Annotated in this window: 19 protein-coding genes; all 19 read right to left on the reverse strand. The window is 63.4% G+C overall.

Features of this window, described 5'->3' with window-relative positions; all coding sequences use genetic code 11:
* Positions 1-212 (reverse strand): hypothetical protein (locus JW929_13860; GenBank protein MBN1440490.1); only part of this gene is annotated, 212 nt, incomplete at its 3' end.
* 158 nt (positions 213-370) lie between these two features.
* Positions 371-655 (reverse strand): hypothetical protein, encoded by a 285-nt coding sequence (locus JW929_13865; GenBank protein MBN1440491.1) that lies wholly within the window; start codon positions 653-655, stop codon positions 371-373.
* A gap of 90 nt (positions 656-745) precedes the next feature.
* Entirely contained in the window at positions 746-1,327 is a 582-nt protein-coding gene (locus JW929_13870; GenBank protein MBN1440492.1) for a M50 family metallopeptidase, read from the reverse strand.
* A gap of 134 nt (positions 1,328-1,461) precedes the next feature.
* Entirely contained in the window at positions 1,462-1,728 is a 267-nt protein-coding gene (locus JW929_13875; protein MBN1440493.1) for a hypothetical protein, read from the reverse strand.
* A 3-nt stretch (positions 1,729-1,731) separates the two neighbouring features.
* Positions 1,732-2,016 carry a hypothetical protein gene (locus tag JW929_13880; GenBank protein MBN1440494.1) on the reverse strand — a complete coding sequence of 95 codons (285 nt, stop codon included), beginning with the start codon at positions 2,014-2,016 and terminating at the stop codon, positions 1,732-1,734.
* Positions 2,017-2,046: 30 nt separating this feature from the next.
* Positions 2,047-2,343 (reverse strand): hypothetical protein, encoded by a 297-nt coding sequence (locus JW929_13885; protein ID MBN1440495.1) that lies wholly within the window; start codon positions 2,341-2,343, stop codon positions 2,047-2,049.
* 46 nt (positions 2,344-2,389) lie between these two features.
* On the reverse strand, positions 2,390-3,391 hold the full coding sequence (locus JW929_13890; protein MBN1440496.1) for a DUF4352 domain-containing protein: 1,002 nt from the start codon (positions 3,389-3,391) through the stop codon (positions 2,390-2,392).
* Between the two features lie 219 nt (positions 3,392-3,610).
* The gene (locus JW929_13895; GenBank protein ID MBN1440497.1) at positions 3,611-6,196 is read right to left on the reverse strand and encodes a glycoside hydrolase family 9 protein; all 2,586 of its coding nucleotides are present in this window, start codon (positions 6,194-6,196) and stop codon (positions 3,611-3,613) included.
* 58 nt (positions 6,197-6,254) lie between these two features.
* Positions 6,255-7,364, reverse strand: a complete 1,110-nt coding sequence (locus JW929_13900) for a hypothetical protein (protein MBN1440498.1) — start codon at positions 7,362-7,364, stop codon at positions 6,255-6,257.
* A 245-nt stretch (positions 7,365-7,609) separates the two neighbouring features.
* Positions 7,610-8,803 carry an NAD(P)/FAD-dependent oxidoreductase gene (locus JW929_13905; protein MBN1440499.1) on the reverse strand — a complete coding sequence of 398 codons (1,194 nt, stop codon included), beginning with the start codon at positions 8,801-8,803 and terminating at the stop codon, positions 7,610-7,612.
* Positions 8,800-9,036, reverse strand: coding sequence for a 4Fe-4S binding protein (locus JW929_13910; GenBank protein ID MBN1440500.1), 237 nt, complete (start codon positions 9,034-9,036; stop codon positions 8,800-8,802). The genes JW929_13905 and JW929_13910 overlap by 4 nt, the downstream gene beginning before the upstream one ends.
* A gap of 312 nt (positions 9,037-9,348) precedes the next feature.
* Positions 9,349-10,302, reverse strand: a complete 954-nt coding sequence (locus JW929_13915) for a hypothetical protein (GenBank protein MBN1440501.1) — start codon at positions 10,300-10,302, stop codon at positions 9,349-9,351.
* Positions 10,303-10,310: 8 nt separating this feature from the next.
* Positions 10,311-10,724 (reverse strand): hypothetical protein, encoded by a 414-nt coding sequence (locus JW929_13920; GenBank protein ID MBN1440502.1) that lies wholly within the window; start codon positions 10,722-10,724, stop codon positions 10,311-10,313.
* 30 nt (positions 10,725-10,754) lie between these two features.
* Complete coding sequence (locus JW929_13925; protein ID MBN1440503.1) at positions 10,755-12,026, reverse strand: glycosyltransferase family 1 protein; 1,272 nt, start codon at positions 12,024-12,026, stop codon at positions 10,755-10,757.
* A 165-nt stretch (positions 12,027-12,191) separates the two neighbouring features.
* Positions 12,192-12,794, reverse strand: coding sequence for a GNAT family N-acetyltransferase (locus JW929_13930; GenBank protein MBN1440504.1), 603 nt, complete (start codon positions 12,792-12,794; stop codon positions 12,192-12,194).
* Positions 12,795-12,819: 25 nt separating this feature from the next.
* Positions 12,820-13,467, reverse strand: coding sequence for a CPBP family intramembrane metalloprotease (locus JW929_13935; GenBank protein MBN1440505.1), 648 nt, complete (start codon positions 13,465-13,467; stop codon positions 12,820-12,822).
* A 205-nt stretch (positions 13,468-13,672) separates the two neighbouring features.
* The gene (locus JW929_13940; protein ID MBN1440506.1) at positions 13,673-14,248 is read right to left on the reverse strand and encodes a nitroreductase; all 576 of its coding nucleotides are present in this window, start codon (positions 14,246-14,248) and stop codon (positions 13,673-13,675) included.
* 359 nt (positions 14,249-14,607) lie between these two features.
* The gene (locus tag JW929_13945; GenBank protein MBN1440507.1) at positions 14,608-15,093 is read right to left on the reverse strand and encodes a hypothetical protein; all 486 of its coding nucleotides are present in this window, start codon (positions 15,091-15,093) and stop codon (positions 14,608-14,610) included.
* 48 nt (positions 15,094-15,141) lie between these two features.
* Positions 15,142-15,798 (reverse strand): pentapeptide repeat-containing protein, encoded by a 657-nt coding sequence (locus tag JW929_13950; protein MBN1440508.1) that lies wholly within the window; start codon positions 15,796-15,798, stop codon positions 15,142-15,144.
* Positions 15,799-15,902: the final 104 nt, after the last annotated feature.

Genomic DNA, 15,902 nt, shown 5'->3' on the forward strand with positions numbered 1-15,902 from the left:
AAAAAGCAGGATTTCATTTCAATATTACTGAGGCTGAGCAGATACGATTGATTCAGCTTTACTCCGTGTGCCTTCGTGTCCTCCGTGGATATTTTTGGATTTGGGAGGGATACGGAGGGACACGGTTTGACGACCGCCGCAACCCCGATCGCTCCCCCGCCATCCACCGTCGCCGGTCCAAACAACTTCCGCCGGCTCGCGTTCTTCAGCATTCCGGCAACTCGTTCGAGGACTCCGTCCGGGCGGGTAAAGCCGGAGGAACGTTGGGGGCAGGGTGCGACCGATCGGGTCGGCGGTCTCATGCCGGCAGCCGGGCGGCGGGGATTCCGCACCCACCGGCGGACCCCGGAACCGCTGCGCCCTTCACCCCCTAGGGCCGTTTCAGATAAACGGTCAGGATTCCCGGAGACTGCGCGGGGGAGAGGACGATGCGATAATCGCCCGGTTCAAGCCAAGTCTCGATCATCGGAACGTCCCGGCGGGCCGAATATCCCTCCGCGTGAAAGATCGGGAATTCCAATCCATCGGGGCCGAGCAGACGCACGTCCAGGGATTCCGTGCGGACGTCCTCGAGCAGAAAGATAATTCCCACCTCCGCCGCGTCGTCGAGGGTGAACGAATATACCGCTTCCCCGTCGAGCGCCTTGGCGGACAAATCGATCCGCTCGACCGGCTGGTACCCGGCCGGCGGCCGGTACGGCTCCTCCTCCGCGGAGGAGGCGGCGAACCCGTTGGCGGCGAAGGCCTACAGAAGCGAGATCGAGAAAACCGCGGCCGCCGCGATCAGCGTCTTGGTTTCCGCGGGGGACGCCGCAAACCGATCGATGCCGCGGAAGCGTTCGATTTCCGGCCGGATCCCCTCGATCCTCTTCCAGAACACGAGCCAGCCGCCGGCGAAGAGGATGCCGGCGGCGGCGGAAACTGCGGCGGGATGGATTCCCGAGCGGACGACGAACTCGATCGAATCGTCGTGGATCGAGGCGCCGGCGGCATGCAGCAGCGGCAGGACGATCCATGCCAACAGGGGGCTGAGGAACATGACGGCGGAGAATGACTTGAGAATCTCGAGGAGATGGTTACCACGCCTGGGCGCAAGGAGGATGAAGACGACCCAAACCACGATGGGCAGGGAAACGCCGGCCGCGGAGTTAGCGACCGCCTGGAATTGGGTGAAGGAGCCCTCGATCCCCACGTGCGCGCCGAGGGTGAAGAAGTTGAGGTCGAAGGCGGTGACGGCGTTGCCGGACAGCAGCGCCGCAACCGCGTGTCCGCCTTCGTGCAAGAAAGTGTACAGATAGATCACAAACAGGAATGCCAGCAGGAGCAATACCCCGCCGGACGGTCGGCAATATCCCCTTGGTCATGATTGCGAATCCACCTTGGCGACGAACGGCCCGGCACTCGCCGGCTTCGGATTCTTCGGACGCCGGCGCTCCGTGCCCGCAGGGCGTCCGCGGCCCTCTACCCCGCCGCGGGCTTGGGCGCCTCCAAAATCCGATCCGCGGCCAGGACCATGAACATGCAGGCGGCGTCGGGGATGTATTCCCGCTCCTGCCAGAGGAACGGCCAATGCTTATCCTCCGGCAGATCGGGGCGGACGAGGTTGACGGCGTTCCAGAATGTCCCGCCGGGGATGTAGCTCCAATCCGCCGTCGAATTACCGGTGATGTCTTTTCGCAACGTAGAAGCCGGCGCAAGAAATCCGTTGCCCAGCAACACGGCATACACGATTCAACCCAATTTACTTCCGGCTTTTTCCCATTCGGCGATCTCCCTGGCCAACAATTCCTTCAGTTCCGCAAGTCGATTGACTTGAGTCTTGGCAAAATTCCGCGTCTCGGTCACCGTATAGTCATATTCGGAATAGGATGGGCTGACCCATTCCACTCCATCCCGAAGGGTATCCGCGGCGGCAAGGTAGGCCGTTAAGGCGCCATCCATTGTTTCCCATACCCGGTTCATGTTCGCCAGCACCGCTCGCGCAGCTTCCAGGTCCAGATGAATGGGTGTGGACATTTTTCGGTCTCCTCTTCCGTCCAGCGCGGATTAGATTGAATCATCCCCGAATTTTTCGGTCATCCTCTCCCACTTGTGCGCCTCCGCAGCCAAGCGTTTCTGCAGATTGGCAAAGTCGCTGACCATCGCGTTGATCCTTGGCTCCAACACTTCCCACAACCCGGCGAACTCGTCTCGCGCGGGCCCGGTCCATCCTCCTTCGTATAGGAAAGGATGGATGCTACCCCGCAGATCTTGGCTGGCGATTCTTGCTTTTTCCATTTCTTCAAACATGGAAACACAAGCCATTCTCGCCGTCGCGAGATTTAAATGACGAATTTCATTCATTTTCGAAGCCTCCTGGTCTGTGAAGGATCATAAGGAACGGGACGCATCAGCCGACTCCCGCGATGATATAGTTCCCATCAAAAAGATCGGTTTGGTATTTGACGTACAAGGGAGTTGCCGTCTCGGGCAGAATAAAGCAGATCCATCCTTTCACCGTTTCGCCGATTTTTAGTTTTGCGGGCTCCATCCTCCCATCCCGTCCGTCGCCCTCCTCGAGATGAACAAAACCGGCCGAATCGACGAGGGTGGCGAGTCCCGAACTCACCCTCAATTCCTCGGATTGATCAACGTTGGCCAGCAGCACTTCAATCGCCGCCATTCGATAACCGTCTTTTATCTTCAAATAATTCGCCGGGGTGGCGGGGTCTAAAACTTGCGTCACCGCCATCGAGTAGCCATATTGCTCCACGACGTCGCCTCTCCCTGACTCTGGGATGGCCGGCAATATGGAGACGGTAACGGGGTCCCAATTCAAAGGGGCCGGCGCCAAACTCGCAGTAAGATACACACCGACCATTGACATCACTTCGTATGCCAACGTGGCGGGGCGGGCGTTTTCGGGAATTATGAAACCGACTGCCCCCCCGATCCGCTCGCCAGGAAGAAGATCCGCGGAGGGCAATTGACCTTCAATTCCGACGAGCCTCGCGGGATAGACAATGCCTTCGGCATCCTCCAGGGACGCGTTCAGCGGATTCGACGACAGCATTTCCCCGGAAATATTTCCCAATATTACCTCGACGGTTATTAGCTTGTATCCCGGTTCCGGGGTGGTGAAGTATGCGGGGGCGGCAGGATCGGCGACGCTCACCGCGATAAGATAATAGCCGCTTTGTACAAACGCATCGCCGAGATAGGCTGCAGCCGGAGATTTTTCCGCGGGGTCCTGGAGAACGGGCGAATTGGTCAAGGTCCGTTCCGCAACGGATCCAGATAGAGGATTGTTGACCTTGGTCAATCCGCCGGCGAGGACCGAGTCGCATGCCAGGGAACCTCCAATGATCAGGATGCCAAAAAACCATATTTTTGAAAATCCGTTTTTTCTCATATTCCGACCTCCGGCAGGGTAAATATCATTGCCTGACATTGCCGGGCATCGATTCGTTCCTTTGATCGCAAACTCACCCTTCCCGTGCTGCGGGGACGGGAGAATCGATTGGAAAACATGTTGAGAAGCTTACAGGAAGTTTTTAATCGAAGCAAGGGAATTCGATGCGACCTTTTTTCGAGAGGCGATACTCAGGACCGCGCTCCCGCGTTCGCATCGTCACCCGTTCTCCGCAGCCTCCAGCATCCGGTCCGCGGCGAGAACCATGAACATGAACATGCAGGCGGCGTCGGTGATGTATTCCCGCTCCTGCCAGAGGAACGGCCAATGCTTATCCTCCGGCAGATCGGGGCGGACCAGGTTGACGGCGTTCCAGAACGTCCCGCCGGGGATGTAGCTCCAATCGGCGCGGTTGAATCCGTAGGCGGTGGTGGGCGAGTTCAGGCCCACGCCGGAAACCAGGCTGTTGGTCGTCTTCCCGGGGCGGCATCCCAGCAGATAGGTCAGCACGTGGAACATGGGCTCGATCGAAAACAGGTCCGGCCAGCCCTTGTGCAGGAAGTAGTGCTTCATTCCGACGATCTCCGTATGCGCCAGCGGGCTGCCGAAGGGGCTCTCCGCCATCCTCGCCTCCAACTGCCCGCGGTAGGCGCTTGCCGCCGCAAATACCTGCTCCTGGAATTCCGGACATTCAAGCTTCGGCAGCACTCGGCCGAGGGCCCAACCCGAACTGCCGAAATGCTTGCGGACCGCATCCCCCATCGCGCAGAGCTCCCCCCGGTATTCGTCCTTGCCCGTCGTCAGAAATAATTCCGCCAGGGCATGGATCTTCAGGCTGCCGACGCTGCCTCTGTGCCCGTAGGCATAGGCCATTCCCGGGACTTCGTCGGGATAATGCTTGTTCGCCGCCCACAATTCCTCGGACGCCTTCAGGCATTCCGCAGCCAGCGGGCCGTCGTAGCCCTTCAGCACCCGCGCCGCCAGCGCCAGCCCGGCGGCGCCGGATAATTGCCGGACGGGATTGTGCTGGAGGAACATCAGGCGGTCGTCGAGGTCGGGCTCCACTTCCTCGATATCCGACAGCCGTTCCTGCGGATCGAACAGCTTCGAATAGCGGTTGGCGACCTTCGTATACCACAGGCCCGTCAGCCGAGCGGCGCGGGAATCGACGAGCTTAGGATCCGCTGTCCGGTTATCGGTCTGGGTGGAGGGATCGCCCTGATGCACGTACTGGCGCAGGGTCGGGACGATGACACCCAGACCAAGTCTGCCGAGCCGGCGGTAGGTGTTGAGGATCCACACCACGCCGTGTTCGATCTGCTGGAGGATGTCGGGCTTGCCGTCGGGCTGGTGGATCTCCACCAGTCGTTCCTGCGGATCGATCAGGGTTTCGTCGTAATCGACGCCGAACTCCTCGTAGGTCAGCGCCAGCGCCACGACGGTGTTGATCTGGGTATCGGTGCGGATGTCGTCGTCTCCGGCGTCGTGCCACCCGCCGGAATCCATTCCGGAAATGCGCTCGAGCGGCCGGAAGGGGGCCGCCCCGGCTTTCTCGCCGGAGTTCCCGTACCCGTCAAAATGGTCGATGTCCGGCGGGGCCATCAGGGCGTCATCCATATGGCACAGGCCGTGCCACACCCGGTATTTTTGGTTCACGCGCATGTGGCACATCTGCATCGGCAGGAAATATTCCAGGGTCGGCTGCCAAACGTGCCGCTTGAAGATCCCACGGTCAACGAGAATCGGGTTGCTCGCCCTCCCGCCGTATGCCAACTCGTACACGCCGGGCTCCCGGACCTCGGTGAAATCGAAGGTGGCGTATTGGTAGCGCAGATACCGCCCCCACAGCGCGGGGGGCTTTTTCATCACGGTCCGGCGTCCACCCTGCGGGTCGATGATCCGCAACTCGGCTTCCCCCAATTCGGTTTCGTCGCGGTCCAGCTCGATGTACGCCGCCTTGCTCTGGACCGGATGGTAGCCCGCCTGGGATAGGTGGATGACCGGGGTGTATTTCCAGCCGGGGATCACGTGCGGGCTGATCTTCCAGCGCACGGCGCCGGCGGCGGCGCCCGCCGCGAGGAGCGAATGGACTACAAACCAGCCGTTGTTGTGCTTCAGGCTGCCGTCGAGCAGCTGCAGGCGGCCATCCAGGCATTCGATGGCCATCCGGAATTCGTCGCTCTCCGGCGCCACCACCAGAAGCCGGCCTTCGGCGAAGGGAACGGCTTCGGCTTCCCCCTCCGGGTTTTGATACGTCGGCCCGCCGGCCTGGCGCGGAAACGCGCCCGGCCGTCCGTCCATGTAGTAAGTCTTGCCGTACAGATTCCCGGGAAATAGCTCCAGGCTGTACCCAACCCTTCCGACCCAATCCTCCGGCAACGGCTCGGCCAGATCCACCGCGACGGTGAAGGATTCCCCCTCCGCCCGGACCCGAACGGCGTATTCGAGCCGCAGGTCCGGATAAACCAGCGGATTGAACCCCTTGCGCTCCCGGTCCTTGTCCGGATAGCAACAGGAGACGCTGATTTCGTTTCCCGCCCGGTCCACCTTGCGGTTTTTCAGCTCGACGGTTTGGGGGCTGACGCCCACGTGCTCGAATCCTCCGCCGACTTCGGGAACCGGTTGCCACTGGCCGGGGGACGGGCTCAGGCGCAGTTCGCCGTTGGTCGCCACCCGCTCCCCGTGCTGGATGATTTCGATTCCGCTTTGATGGCCTTCCGGAAACAGGTTGTGGTACACCAGCACGTTCAGGCCGGGCATCTCGAAATAATCCTGATCGTTGATCGTCAATCCGGTTTGGGGCATTCGTGCGTTCTCCAGCCGTCAAGGATAACAGACTCCCGCGGAAGTCCCTGCCGCGGGATCAGGGCATACGGGCCATCTCCAGGACGGCGCGCGCCGTCCACGGGCCGTCCGCCAGCGCGCCCGGGAGGTAAACGGGCGGTTTCTCCATGGTGTAGGTGCCGTTAACCGGGTTGCCCTGGTCGGGCAGGTTGACGCGGACCCACGGCACACCGCCCGCGACGGCGGCGTTGACGATGTCGGTCGTATGCTTGTTCTGCCACCAGTCCGGCGGAAGGGTGAACGCCGCCACCTCCGAAGGATTGGAGGGCGGCTGGGCATGGTCCCAGGTCGCCTGCAGCCGCAGATAGCGGCCGCGGTAGGCGCCGATGTAACGGATGGCCTCGCGTTCCGCCCAGAAGGCCCGGTTGGCCTCCGACGGATCGCGTTGCGCGCTGTAATGTCCGAGGATGCCGAAGATCAGCTCGACCTGGTCATTGTCCGGGTCGGCATCCAGGCTCCAGGTCTCCTTGCAGGTGACGAAGCTAATGGGCGGTCCTTCGCCGTCCACCAGGTATTTTACAGGCGCTTCCGGATGGCGCCCCGCACAGCCGGCCGCGGTCGCGATTCCGAAGGACTGCGAAGCGATCCCGACGTTGTCGGGGACGGCATACGGCAGCGCGGCCGCGTATTCCACAATCTTGCACAACCCGTCCTGGTTTCGGAAACCGTTGGTATCCTCCGAGCCCTGCGAGCGCTTGTCGTCCGGCGCCCGGTCATCCGCCCGGCCCTCGGCGTTGAACGTCACCACGACCATGCCGGCGGCCGAGAGAAGAATTGCGTCGCTGTCGAGGGCGGTCATGCGTCCGGGGTTGATTCCACCGGGGACGAGCACCACGGCGGCGAAACACAAGCCGGAATACTTCGCGGGGTCCGGCCGGCGGATCAGCCCGTAAAGGGTGTTGCCCGAAGGCGCCGTGATTTCAAACTCCTCGAGGACGGTCTGGTAGGTCTGCGCGCCGGGCTCCGCCTCCGGAAGGACCGCAGTGCACGACCGGAGACCGGCCGTCGGCGCGGGCGGGACGGTTTTTTCCGGGGCTTCGGATTTTACGGCCGGGGGGATTTCCGTCACTTGCTGAAGGTTGCAGGCCAAGAGGACGGCAAACGCCAGGAGAAACACCGGCTTTTTCATGAGAGCCCTCCCTGAAAAAAAAAGGATCGGGATGCCGTCTCAGCAAATTGTGGAGAAAGGCTTCCTCAATGATACCATCGCCGGCATAATTCCGGGGGCGGCCGGACGCGCTTTTCAAAGCCGCGAAAACCGCAGCCGCGCATTCCCCCGCCCGCACCCAGCCAAGCCCGGGCAAAGCCCGCCGGACTCAGCCCAAGCGTAACCCGAACGCAACCGGGAATCGCCGGGCCCTTCTTGAATCAGGGTCATTTGCCGATCAACCCGCCTGCGATCAATCCGCGCGCTTGCAAGAGCAGGGATGGTTGATCCTTGAGCACGGCCAGCAGGATTTGCCCGAGAGTCATATCCGCCAAAGGTAGTTGGGAAGCCGTTGCGATCAGGTCGTTCAATGATTCCTCGCGTACGGCGGCGAGAATTTTCCGAATCCTGTACAGGGAGTCGTGCTGCCGCCCGAAGCGTTTCTGCCACACGGCTTCGTAGGCGCGCAGGGTTTTGGCCGAGACGTCGCCCCGGGCGGTCGCCGGTGCGCCGACCTGAACCGCCAAATCCGCGGCGATCATGCCCAAGTTGATCCCGCCGCCGTGCAGCGGGTCGGCCTGGTGCGCCGCGTCGCCGATCACCATCAGGCCGTCGGTCACCAAATGTTTCAGCGCGCCCGTGACCGGGATGCCCCCGGCGATCTCGCTCAGGATCCCCGCCTCCCCAAAGCGCTTGGCGACGAACTGCTCCAGATACGACATCGCGCTGCGAGAGGCGGCCCGGTCGGCGGAGAGGACCAAACCGACGTTGGCCATCCGTTCGCCCTTGGGGAAGACCCAGGCGTATCCGCCGGGGGCGATCGAGGCGCCGACGTGGTATTGGCATTCGGACGGGTCAAACCGCAGGGAGCCGGTGCACAACAGGTACTCGGCCGCCACGTAGTAGTCCGCCGGCGCCGGCCTGCTGTTCAATCCGGCCCAGCGCGCCACCTGGGATTCGGTCCCGTCGGCGGCGAAGACCAGGGCCGCGCCCACGTCCCGCACGTCCTTGCCGCGTCGGACCTTCACCCCGGCGATCCGGCCGTCCTCGCGCAAGAGCCCGACCGCAGCCGCGCCGGCCATTACCGTTGCGCCGGCCTGCACCGCCCGAGCCGCCAACTCGCGGTCGAAAATTTTGCGCTCGATCACCAGGGTCGGCCCGGTCGGCGGAACCCGAAACGAGTGCCCGGCGGCGTCGTGGACCGCAAAGCGGGAGACGCGGGCGTTGATCCAGCGCTCGTCCGGCTCAATGTAGGGCTGCAGCGAATCCAAACCGGCCGCCTCCGCGCAGCGCACCGGCGAGCCGATCTCCCGGCGCTTCTCGATCAGCAACACGTCCAGTCCCCGTTCGGCGGCCAGGCGGGCGGCGGTGGAGCCGGCCGGCCCCGCCCCCACGACGATCGCATCGTATCGCGCTTTCACGGCCTGTTTTCCTGCCCGATGGAAAGGGCGTGCACCGGGCAGACCTTCGTGCAAAGCCCGCAACCGGTGCAGACCTCCCCCACCTCCAAATGCATATCGTTCAGGAACAACGCCTCCGTCGGGCAGACCGCGACGCAAGCCCCGCACGAACAGCATAGGCCGTAATCGACGGCGACGCGCTTTGGCGAATCGATCCGGAGGCGGGATTTCGAACGCAGACTTGTCCTAAGCATGTTGCCACCCTCCATTCGAAGAGAATCGACGGTTGCATATTCTTTTCCATTATCAGCCTCCCGCCCCCATGCTATCCTCACCCACCTCATCCCGTCCTTTCTCTTTCCTCACTCCCACCCCCCCCAAACCCCTTCCCCCTCTCCTGACTTTTGTCAGGAGAGGGGGAAGGGGTTTGGGGATAGGGGCGAGGATGGAAAAGTGCAGGATTTCTTTTCAATATTGAATAGGCTGAGCAGACGCGTCCTTTTTTTCATTTTTCCGGACGGAAACAGGGGGAAAAAGCCGCACCGCTTCCATATCGTAAACCGCCGTCACGGTTTGGGATGGGCGGCGAAGAAATCCCAGATGGTCTGCGATGCCGGGAAAACATTCGCGGTCGGCCAGCGGTGGCCGTACAAGTCGATCGCATACCGCTCTACGGCCGTCCCGGCCCGGCAGGAGCCGTAGGCGGTATGGGTGACATTGCGGAACGGCTCGTCCACCAGCGGGGAAGGATCGCAACCGTCCAACCCCACCCAGGTGTGGATCGTCTCCTCCACGGAGGGGAAACCGCCGGAAACGACGACGCCGCCGCCCTCATAAGGGACGGTTCTGTCGTAAAGGCCATGCACGTGGATCACCGCGACCGGCTGCTGCGGCAGGCACGGCTCGAAGACGAGCACGCCCCCCACCGGTGCGACGGCCGCGAATGTTTCCGACATCTCGCAGGCCAGGCGGTAAGAGAGGAACGCGCCGTTGGAAAAACCCGCCGCGTAGGTGCGCTTCGGATCGATGCGGACGAGCGTCTCCAGATCGGCGAGCATCCGCCGGACGAAAGCGGGTTCGTCGGTGTCTGCGGCAAGGGCCGCGCCGCAACAATCGCCCGCATTCCAGGAGAGGTCGCCTTTGCCCGTGCCGGTCCCCTGCGGATATACCGCGATAAAGCCGTTGCGGTCGGCGACATAGTTGAAATCGGTCGATCCCTGCACTTCCTTCGGAGTGCCGCTCCACCCATGGAACACGAACACGGCCGGAACCGGACCGAGGGCGTCGGAACCCGGCGGAACGTGCAGCAGATAGAACCGCTTCACGCCGTCGACATCCACCGTGCGCCCGTAATCGCCGGGCGGGAGGAGCTGCGGCGCGGTCGCAGCCGCCGTACTCGTCGGCGTGGCGCTCGGGGCGGGGGTCGCGGTCGGCGGCGGCGTGGACAACGGATTGCATGAGGCCAAACCGAGAAGAAAAATCGGGACCGGGAGGGACCGGAGACGAGAAAGGAATCGCATGCCGTTCCTCACAACCTTCCGGGATGATGAACGCCGGCAATCCGCTGCGGCGATTCTACTACCGGAGCGACCAAACCCACGGCCGGGCTCCGGATGGAAATATTGCAGGTAATCCTCCCGGACCGGGGAAAAACCTCGATCGCCATGGAATCCTCGACGATCTCCGCCCCGCGTTCCACATTTCCGGGCACGTTCCAGCAATCCCCCGGGGCCATCTCCTTCTTTTCGCTTTCGATGGCCAGGACGATCCTGTCTCTGATCAGCCTTCCGGTTCGCTCCTGAGGATGCGCGCGCATCGGCAACCGGCTTCCCATTTCCATGTGAAATTCCGCGAACAGCGTCTTCTCCCCGTGCGCCGGGGTCTTGACGATTATCCCCTCAAGGACCTGGGTGAAATTGACCGCCGACGACTTATCGAACATGAAATGCCCCCCGGTTTTTTCAACACCCTGCTATGGACCTTCCACAATCGCCATGCGTACAATTTCGACCGCCCCGCCCACGCCGTCCTCCGCCGCGATCTTCGCTCCCGCATCCGCGGCGGCCGCGCACATGGCCGGATTATCCGCGGTCTCGCGGATCGCTGCGGCCAGTTTTTCCGCCGTGAGTTTCCGGTAGAGGATGGGTGCGGGACCCACGCCCAACGCCCGCAGCCGCCATCCCCAAAAAGCCTGGTCCGCGCCGTAGGGGATCGCCATCGAAGGGACGCCGGAGCGAGCGCCCGCGCCCGTGGTTCCCCCGCCGCCGTGGTGAACGACCATCGAACAGCGCGGAAACAGCCAGGCATGCGGGACCTGATCCACGAGGAATATGTTCGCGGGAATACTCCCCGCTTCCAACAAATTCCACCCGCGGGACACGACCGACCGCCCGCCGGTCCGTTCCAGCGCCCCAAGGACGGCCTGCGTAACGCGCGCCCTATCCTTCGTTATCATGCTGCCGAAACCCAGGTATATGGGTGGCGGGCCGGCTTCGAGGAAGGCCGATAAATCGGCCGGCGGCCGCCAATCCGGCGGCGTCTCCGAAAGCCAGTGGCCGACCACCCTCCAGTTCGGAGGCCAATCCTGCGGCTGAGGGGAAAGGGTCGGGCTGTAGGCGCCCATCACGGTCTGTTCCGGCAGGGGGAACGGCGGCTTCCACCCGATTGGTGCAAGGCTGAGAGATTCTTTGCGCCAGCGGTTGAACCGGCTGCGGAGCGGCAGCCAGGTGACCAGCATGAACGCCAGGTGCGAAAGGCGGTTGATCACCGGCAAGCTGGGCTTGGCGAGCGCGACGGCGCTGGGCACTTCTCCCGATGGGGCGAGGGGCTGAAAGCAAACACAGACCGCAGGCACTTTCAGCGCCTGGGCGATGTGGAACCCCCACGGGCCGTTGGCCGTGTAGAGCACCGCATCTGTCCCGGGCGCGGCGGACCAGGCGTCGCGCATCGCGGATTCGACCATTTGGAACGCGCGCGGGAACAAGCGGAGCATGGCGGCCAGCAGATTCGCCCCGCCCTTTTCCATGTGCGCCTGGACCTCCGGCGATAGCAGGAGCTTGTTGTAGTCCAGCTCGACCGGCGCGAACTCGATCCCCTCTCCTTCGATCAGCGGCTGGAACTCCGAACCGGCGGCCAGCCGGACGGCAAAGCCCGCCCGCCGCAATCCGAAGGCGAGCGGAATGAACGGTTGGATGTCGCCCCGCGTTCCGGTGGTGAATATGGTGATGCGTTTTCCGGGAGCCATGCGACCGATCCCCGCGCCATGGAGGTTCGACGACTGTACCGATGATACTGTGTTGGGCGCAGGGCCGCCATCCCCTGACTGCCCGCGCCACCTGACAGGTTCCTCCCACCTGTCAGGTGGCGGGCTCTCCCGGGCAGGCTCGGAAAGTTGCTTTGCGGATAATTATCATGAACCACGAAGGATAAGCCGCATCACCCGCTTGCGCTCCGTCGGACGCGCGCACTCGACAAAGCCTGCCCGCCGGAACATCGACGGCACGCCCATGTACGCCGAAACCGGCGCGAGCTCCCCGCCCTTCGGCGCGGTCGGATACGCTTCCACGATCTTCGCCTCCCGGCGTTTGGCATAGGCCGCCGCCACCCGGATCAGCGGAACGGCGATCCCCTTCCCGCGGTGTTCCGGCGCGACGAAAAAACACACGATCGACCAAACCGGCTGGGAGTCGATCCGCTTCAGGGTTCGCGACCGCTCGAGGGCCGGAAAATCCTCCCGCGGCGCGACCGAGATCCAACCCGCAACCTCGCCCGCCGCGTAGGCCAAAATCCCCGGAATCTCGCCCGAGAAGACGATCCTGTGCATCGCCCGGCGGTTGCCCGCCCCCTGCTTCCTCGCGAACTCGGCCCGGCTTTCGCGCCACCACATGCACCAACAGCCGCCGTAGGCGCCGTCCTTGCCGAACAGCTTCACAAAATCTTCCCAGCGCTCGGGGGTGAGCGGGTGGAAGCTCAGTTTCGAGGATCGCTTCGGATACGGAGTTTTCTTCTCCATGGCAGCTCTCTTCCGCCGTCGCCGCTCACTGCAACAGCAGGATCAGGCCGTTGGCCAGCATGTGCCCGACCGCCGGGGCCGCAAGCGAGCGGGATTTCATCCGTAAGAAGGCGAAGGCCGTCCCCGCCGGGATCATTTCCAAGGCGTGAAGATACGCATCCGCCGGGAGCGGCCAGCGATTCAGCGCCCAATATCCCAGATGCTCCACACCAAACGCAACCGACGTCGCCGCAAGGAGTCCCCAATCGCCCCAGGCGGTTTTCGGGAACGCCCGCGGCAACAGCCACCAGAGAACGGCGCGGAAGATCCATTCCTCCGCCTGGGGTCCGAGGACGACGCTTTCCAGGATTTCGCCCGGCGTGCGGACCAATCCGCTGATCCGCGCCGTCGGCGGATCGACCAGATTCGCCGCGAGCAAACCGAGTGCGGCCAGCGCGCCCGCCGCGCAGAAGGATTTCCAACCGAAGGCTGAGGGAATAATGGCGACGGATTTGGCCCTGCCCTGCCAGAGAGCCGCACCGAGGATGATCAGCAGGCAGGCGGCGGCGTTCCGCCATGCGGGAAACACGCCCGCCGCCGCGAACAGACTCTGCAGACCGGGGACGGCGAAGGTCAGGGCGACCAGCAGCGGCATGCCCCATAGAAAGGAAAAACGTTTGCGCTCAGCGGCCATCGGTTGACTCTCCGAAGACGGCAAAGGCTGCCGACACACGCATTTCTATGATGACCCTGCTTCGCCAAAAGAAAGCCGGGCGGACGGGTTCATCCTGAGTTCCAGGCGGGCGGATTGAGACCGCGAGGACTACTGGCGGTTTCGACACGATCCGATGAAACACCGGGACTGCTCAACCACCCGGGATGCCTTTTCCAACAGCCCGCTATACCTCCCGGACGACCTCCGCCTCCGCCTTGCGCGGCCGGGCGGATGGATTTTCGGCGGCGTATCCGAAGGCGACCGCGGCGATCATCTCGCCCTTTTCGCCCAGCCACCGGCTCAGTTCCTCGTAGGCGTAGAACACGTCGCACATCCACAGCGAACCGATCCCCAGCTCCTGCGCCGCAAGCAGCATGTTCTGGATCGCGGCTCCGGCGGATTGGATGTCGACCACGTCGTCGAACATCTGACCGGCGGAATGCGCCAGCCAGGGCGGCATGCCCATCGGATTGAACACGAACACGGTCACCGGCGCCTGCCCCATCACCTTCGTCGATCCTTCGCTGCTGCCGGGGGTTTCGCCGCGCGCCTTGGCGGCGGCAATCCCCGCGTGCATCAACCGCACCAGCTCCAGCCGCTTTTCACCGCGGACGACGATGAAGCGCCAGGGCTGGCGGTTCTTGCCCGACGGCGCTTGCATCCCCGAGCGCAGGATAGCCTGGAGTTTTTCCTCCTCAAGGGGAAGGTCCTTGAAATTGCGGATGCTGCGGCGCTGGGCGATCGCTTCCAGGGTGTTCATGCTTCGTCCTTTCCGCGCCCCGGCCCGTTCGGGCGGGCGCATTTCAAAAGAGGATTCTGCTTCCGTTCCCTATCAGGAAGCGGAAAAGAAAAAACTGAGTGTCATCGCGAGGCGATTTCTCCAAACAGTCTAACGCCGACTCCGGATCGTCTTGCCCGCATGTGCCAAGCGGGCTTCCAATCGGTAAGGCCCTGGATTCCCGCTGAGACCGCGCGGGAATGACGAACGGACTACTGCATAAAATCCTCGAAAACCGCTGTCCGCCCGCACGGTAGAAAAGATCGACGCAGCCCCGGCCCGTCCCACCTCGGCGCAGCCCGGGCGGAACCCACAACGATTTCCCGCCTTTTCGGCCTCCCCTATTCCCGCATCCAACCGCCTTTCTCGTCCCGTTTGGCGGCGAGGGCGGCCTGGAATTTCAACTTGGTCAGGCTCCGCGAACAGCGGATCTCGGCGTTCGGCGGCCGGTACCGTTCCGGCAATTCCGCCGGCTCGGCGTTGAGCGAATCGTTCAGGCACGGCTTGTGCCGCCCGATCAGCAGCGCCTCCGCGCGAAGCAGGTCGTGGTTCACGGATTCGAACTCGGCGGACCGCGAGGATAGGAATTCGATTTCGTAATTCAGCGACTGCGGCCAGTTGCAGAGCAGAAACCGGCCGATGCTCGAGCGGACCCGGTAACCGCCGCGGATGTGGGTCCACACCCGGTCGAAGGCCAGATGCGATTGGCCGACGTAGAAGACCGTGCTCCCGTCGCGGATCAGGTACAAATCCAGCTCCTTCCACGCCGCCGGGCATTCCTCCAACAGGAAAAACCGCTTCAAGGGAATGACAACATGCCGCTCCACGGCCCGCCGCTCCTCGACTCCGGTAGAAACCGCTCCAAACGCCCGGAGTCATTCTCCTTTTTCCCGGACGGCGATCCCGAGCAAGCCGGCGACTTGCACCGCCTGACGCGGATCGACGATCGCCCCCTTCCACTCCTCCCATCCGGCCTGCGCCCCGTCTAGCGCGGATCCGCGCAGATCGACGTCCTGGAGTTTGGATCCCCGGAAGTCGGCCCGGGTCAGGTCGCAATCCTCGAACACCGCGCCGGTCAGATCGGCGCCCTCCCACGACGTTTCCCGCAGGGAACAGCCGGTGAAGTGCGCGGCGCGGAAACGGGCCGCGGTGAAGACCGCCCGCTCCCAATTGCCTTCGCGGAAGCAGGCGTCCTCCCATTCCGATTCCACTAGTTGGGCGCCGATCCCGCGGCAGCCGAGGAGTTCCACCCGCCGGAAACGGGCCTGCTCCCAATCGATCCCCGAAAGGTCGCAGGCATCCAGCCGGCAATCCAGAAACCGGGGCTTGGCGCAGCGCGACGGCCCGAAAACCGCCCTGCGGAAGATCACTACCTCAAACACGCAGCGGGCGGCCGCGGAAGCGGCGTACCTGCCGCCGGTCACTTCCATGTTCGAATAATCGCCGTCGTCCTCGAGCGCCGCCAGCGTTCCGGCGGCCAGGCGTTTCGGTATGCGCGGCGGTTTTACAGTTTTCGTTGGGGAAGACGCCATATCGATCCTGAAGGGGGTTACGCGCCGGCTCGCCGGGCGCCGACGACCAATTATATCGGAAGGAGCAGGGCTTCGACTCCGCGCCCCCTCCGCAGGCCGCCTCC

This window comes from Anaerolineales bacterium, assembly GCA_016928575.1.
GTDB lineage: Bacteria > Chloroflexota > Anaerolineae > Anaerolineales > RBG-16-64-43 > JAFGKK01.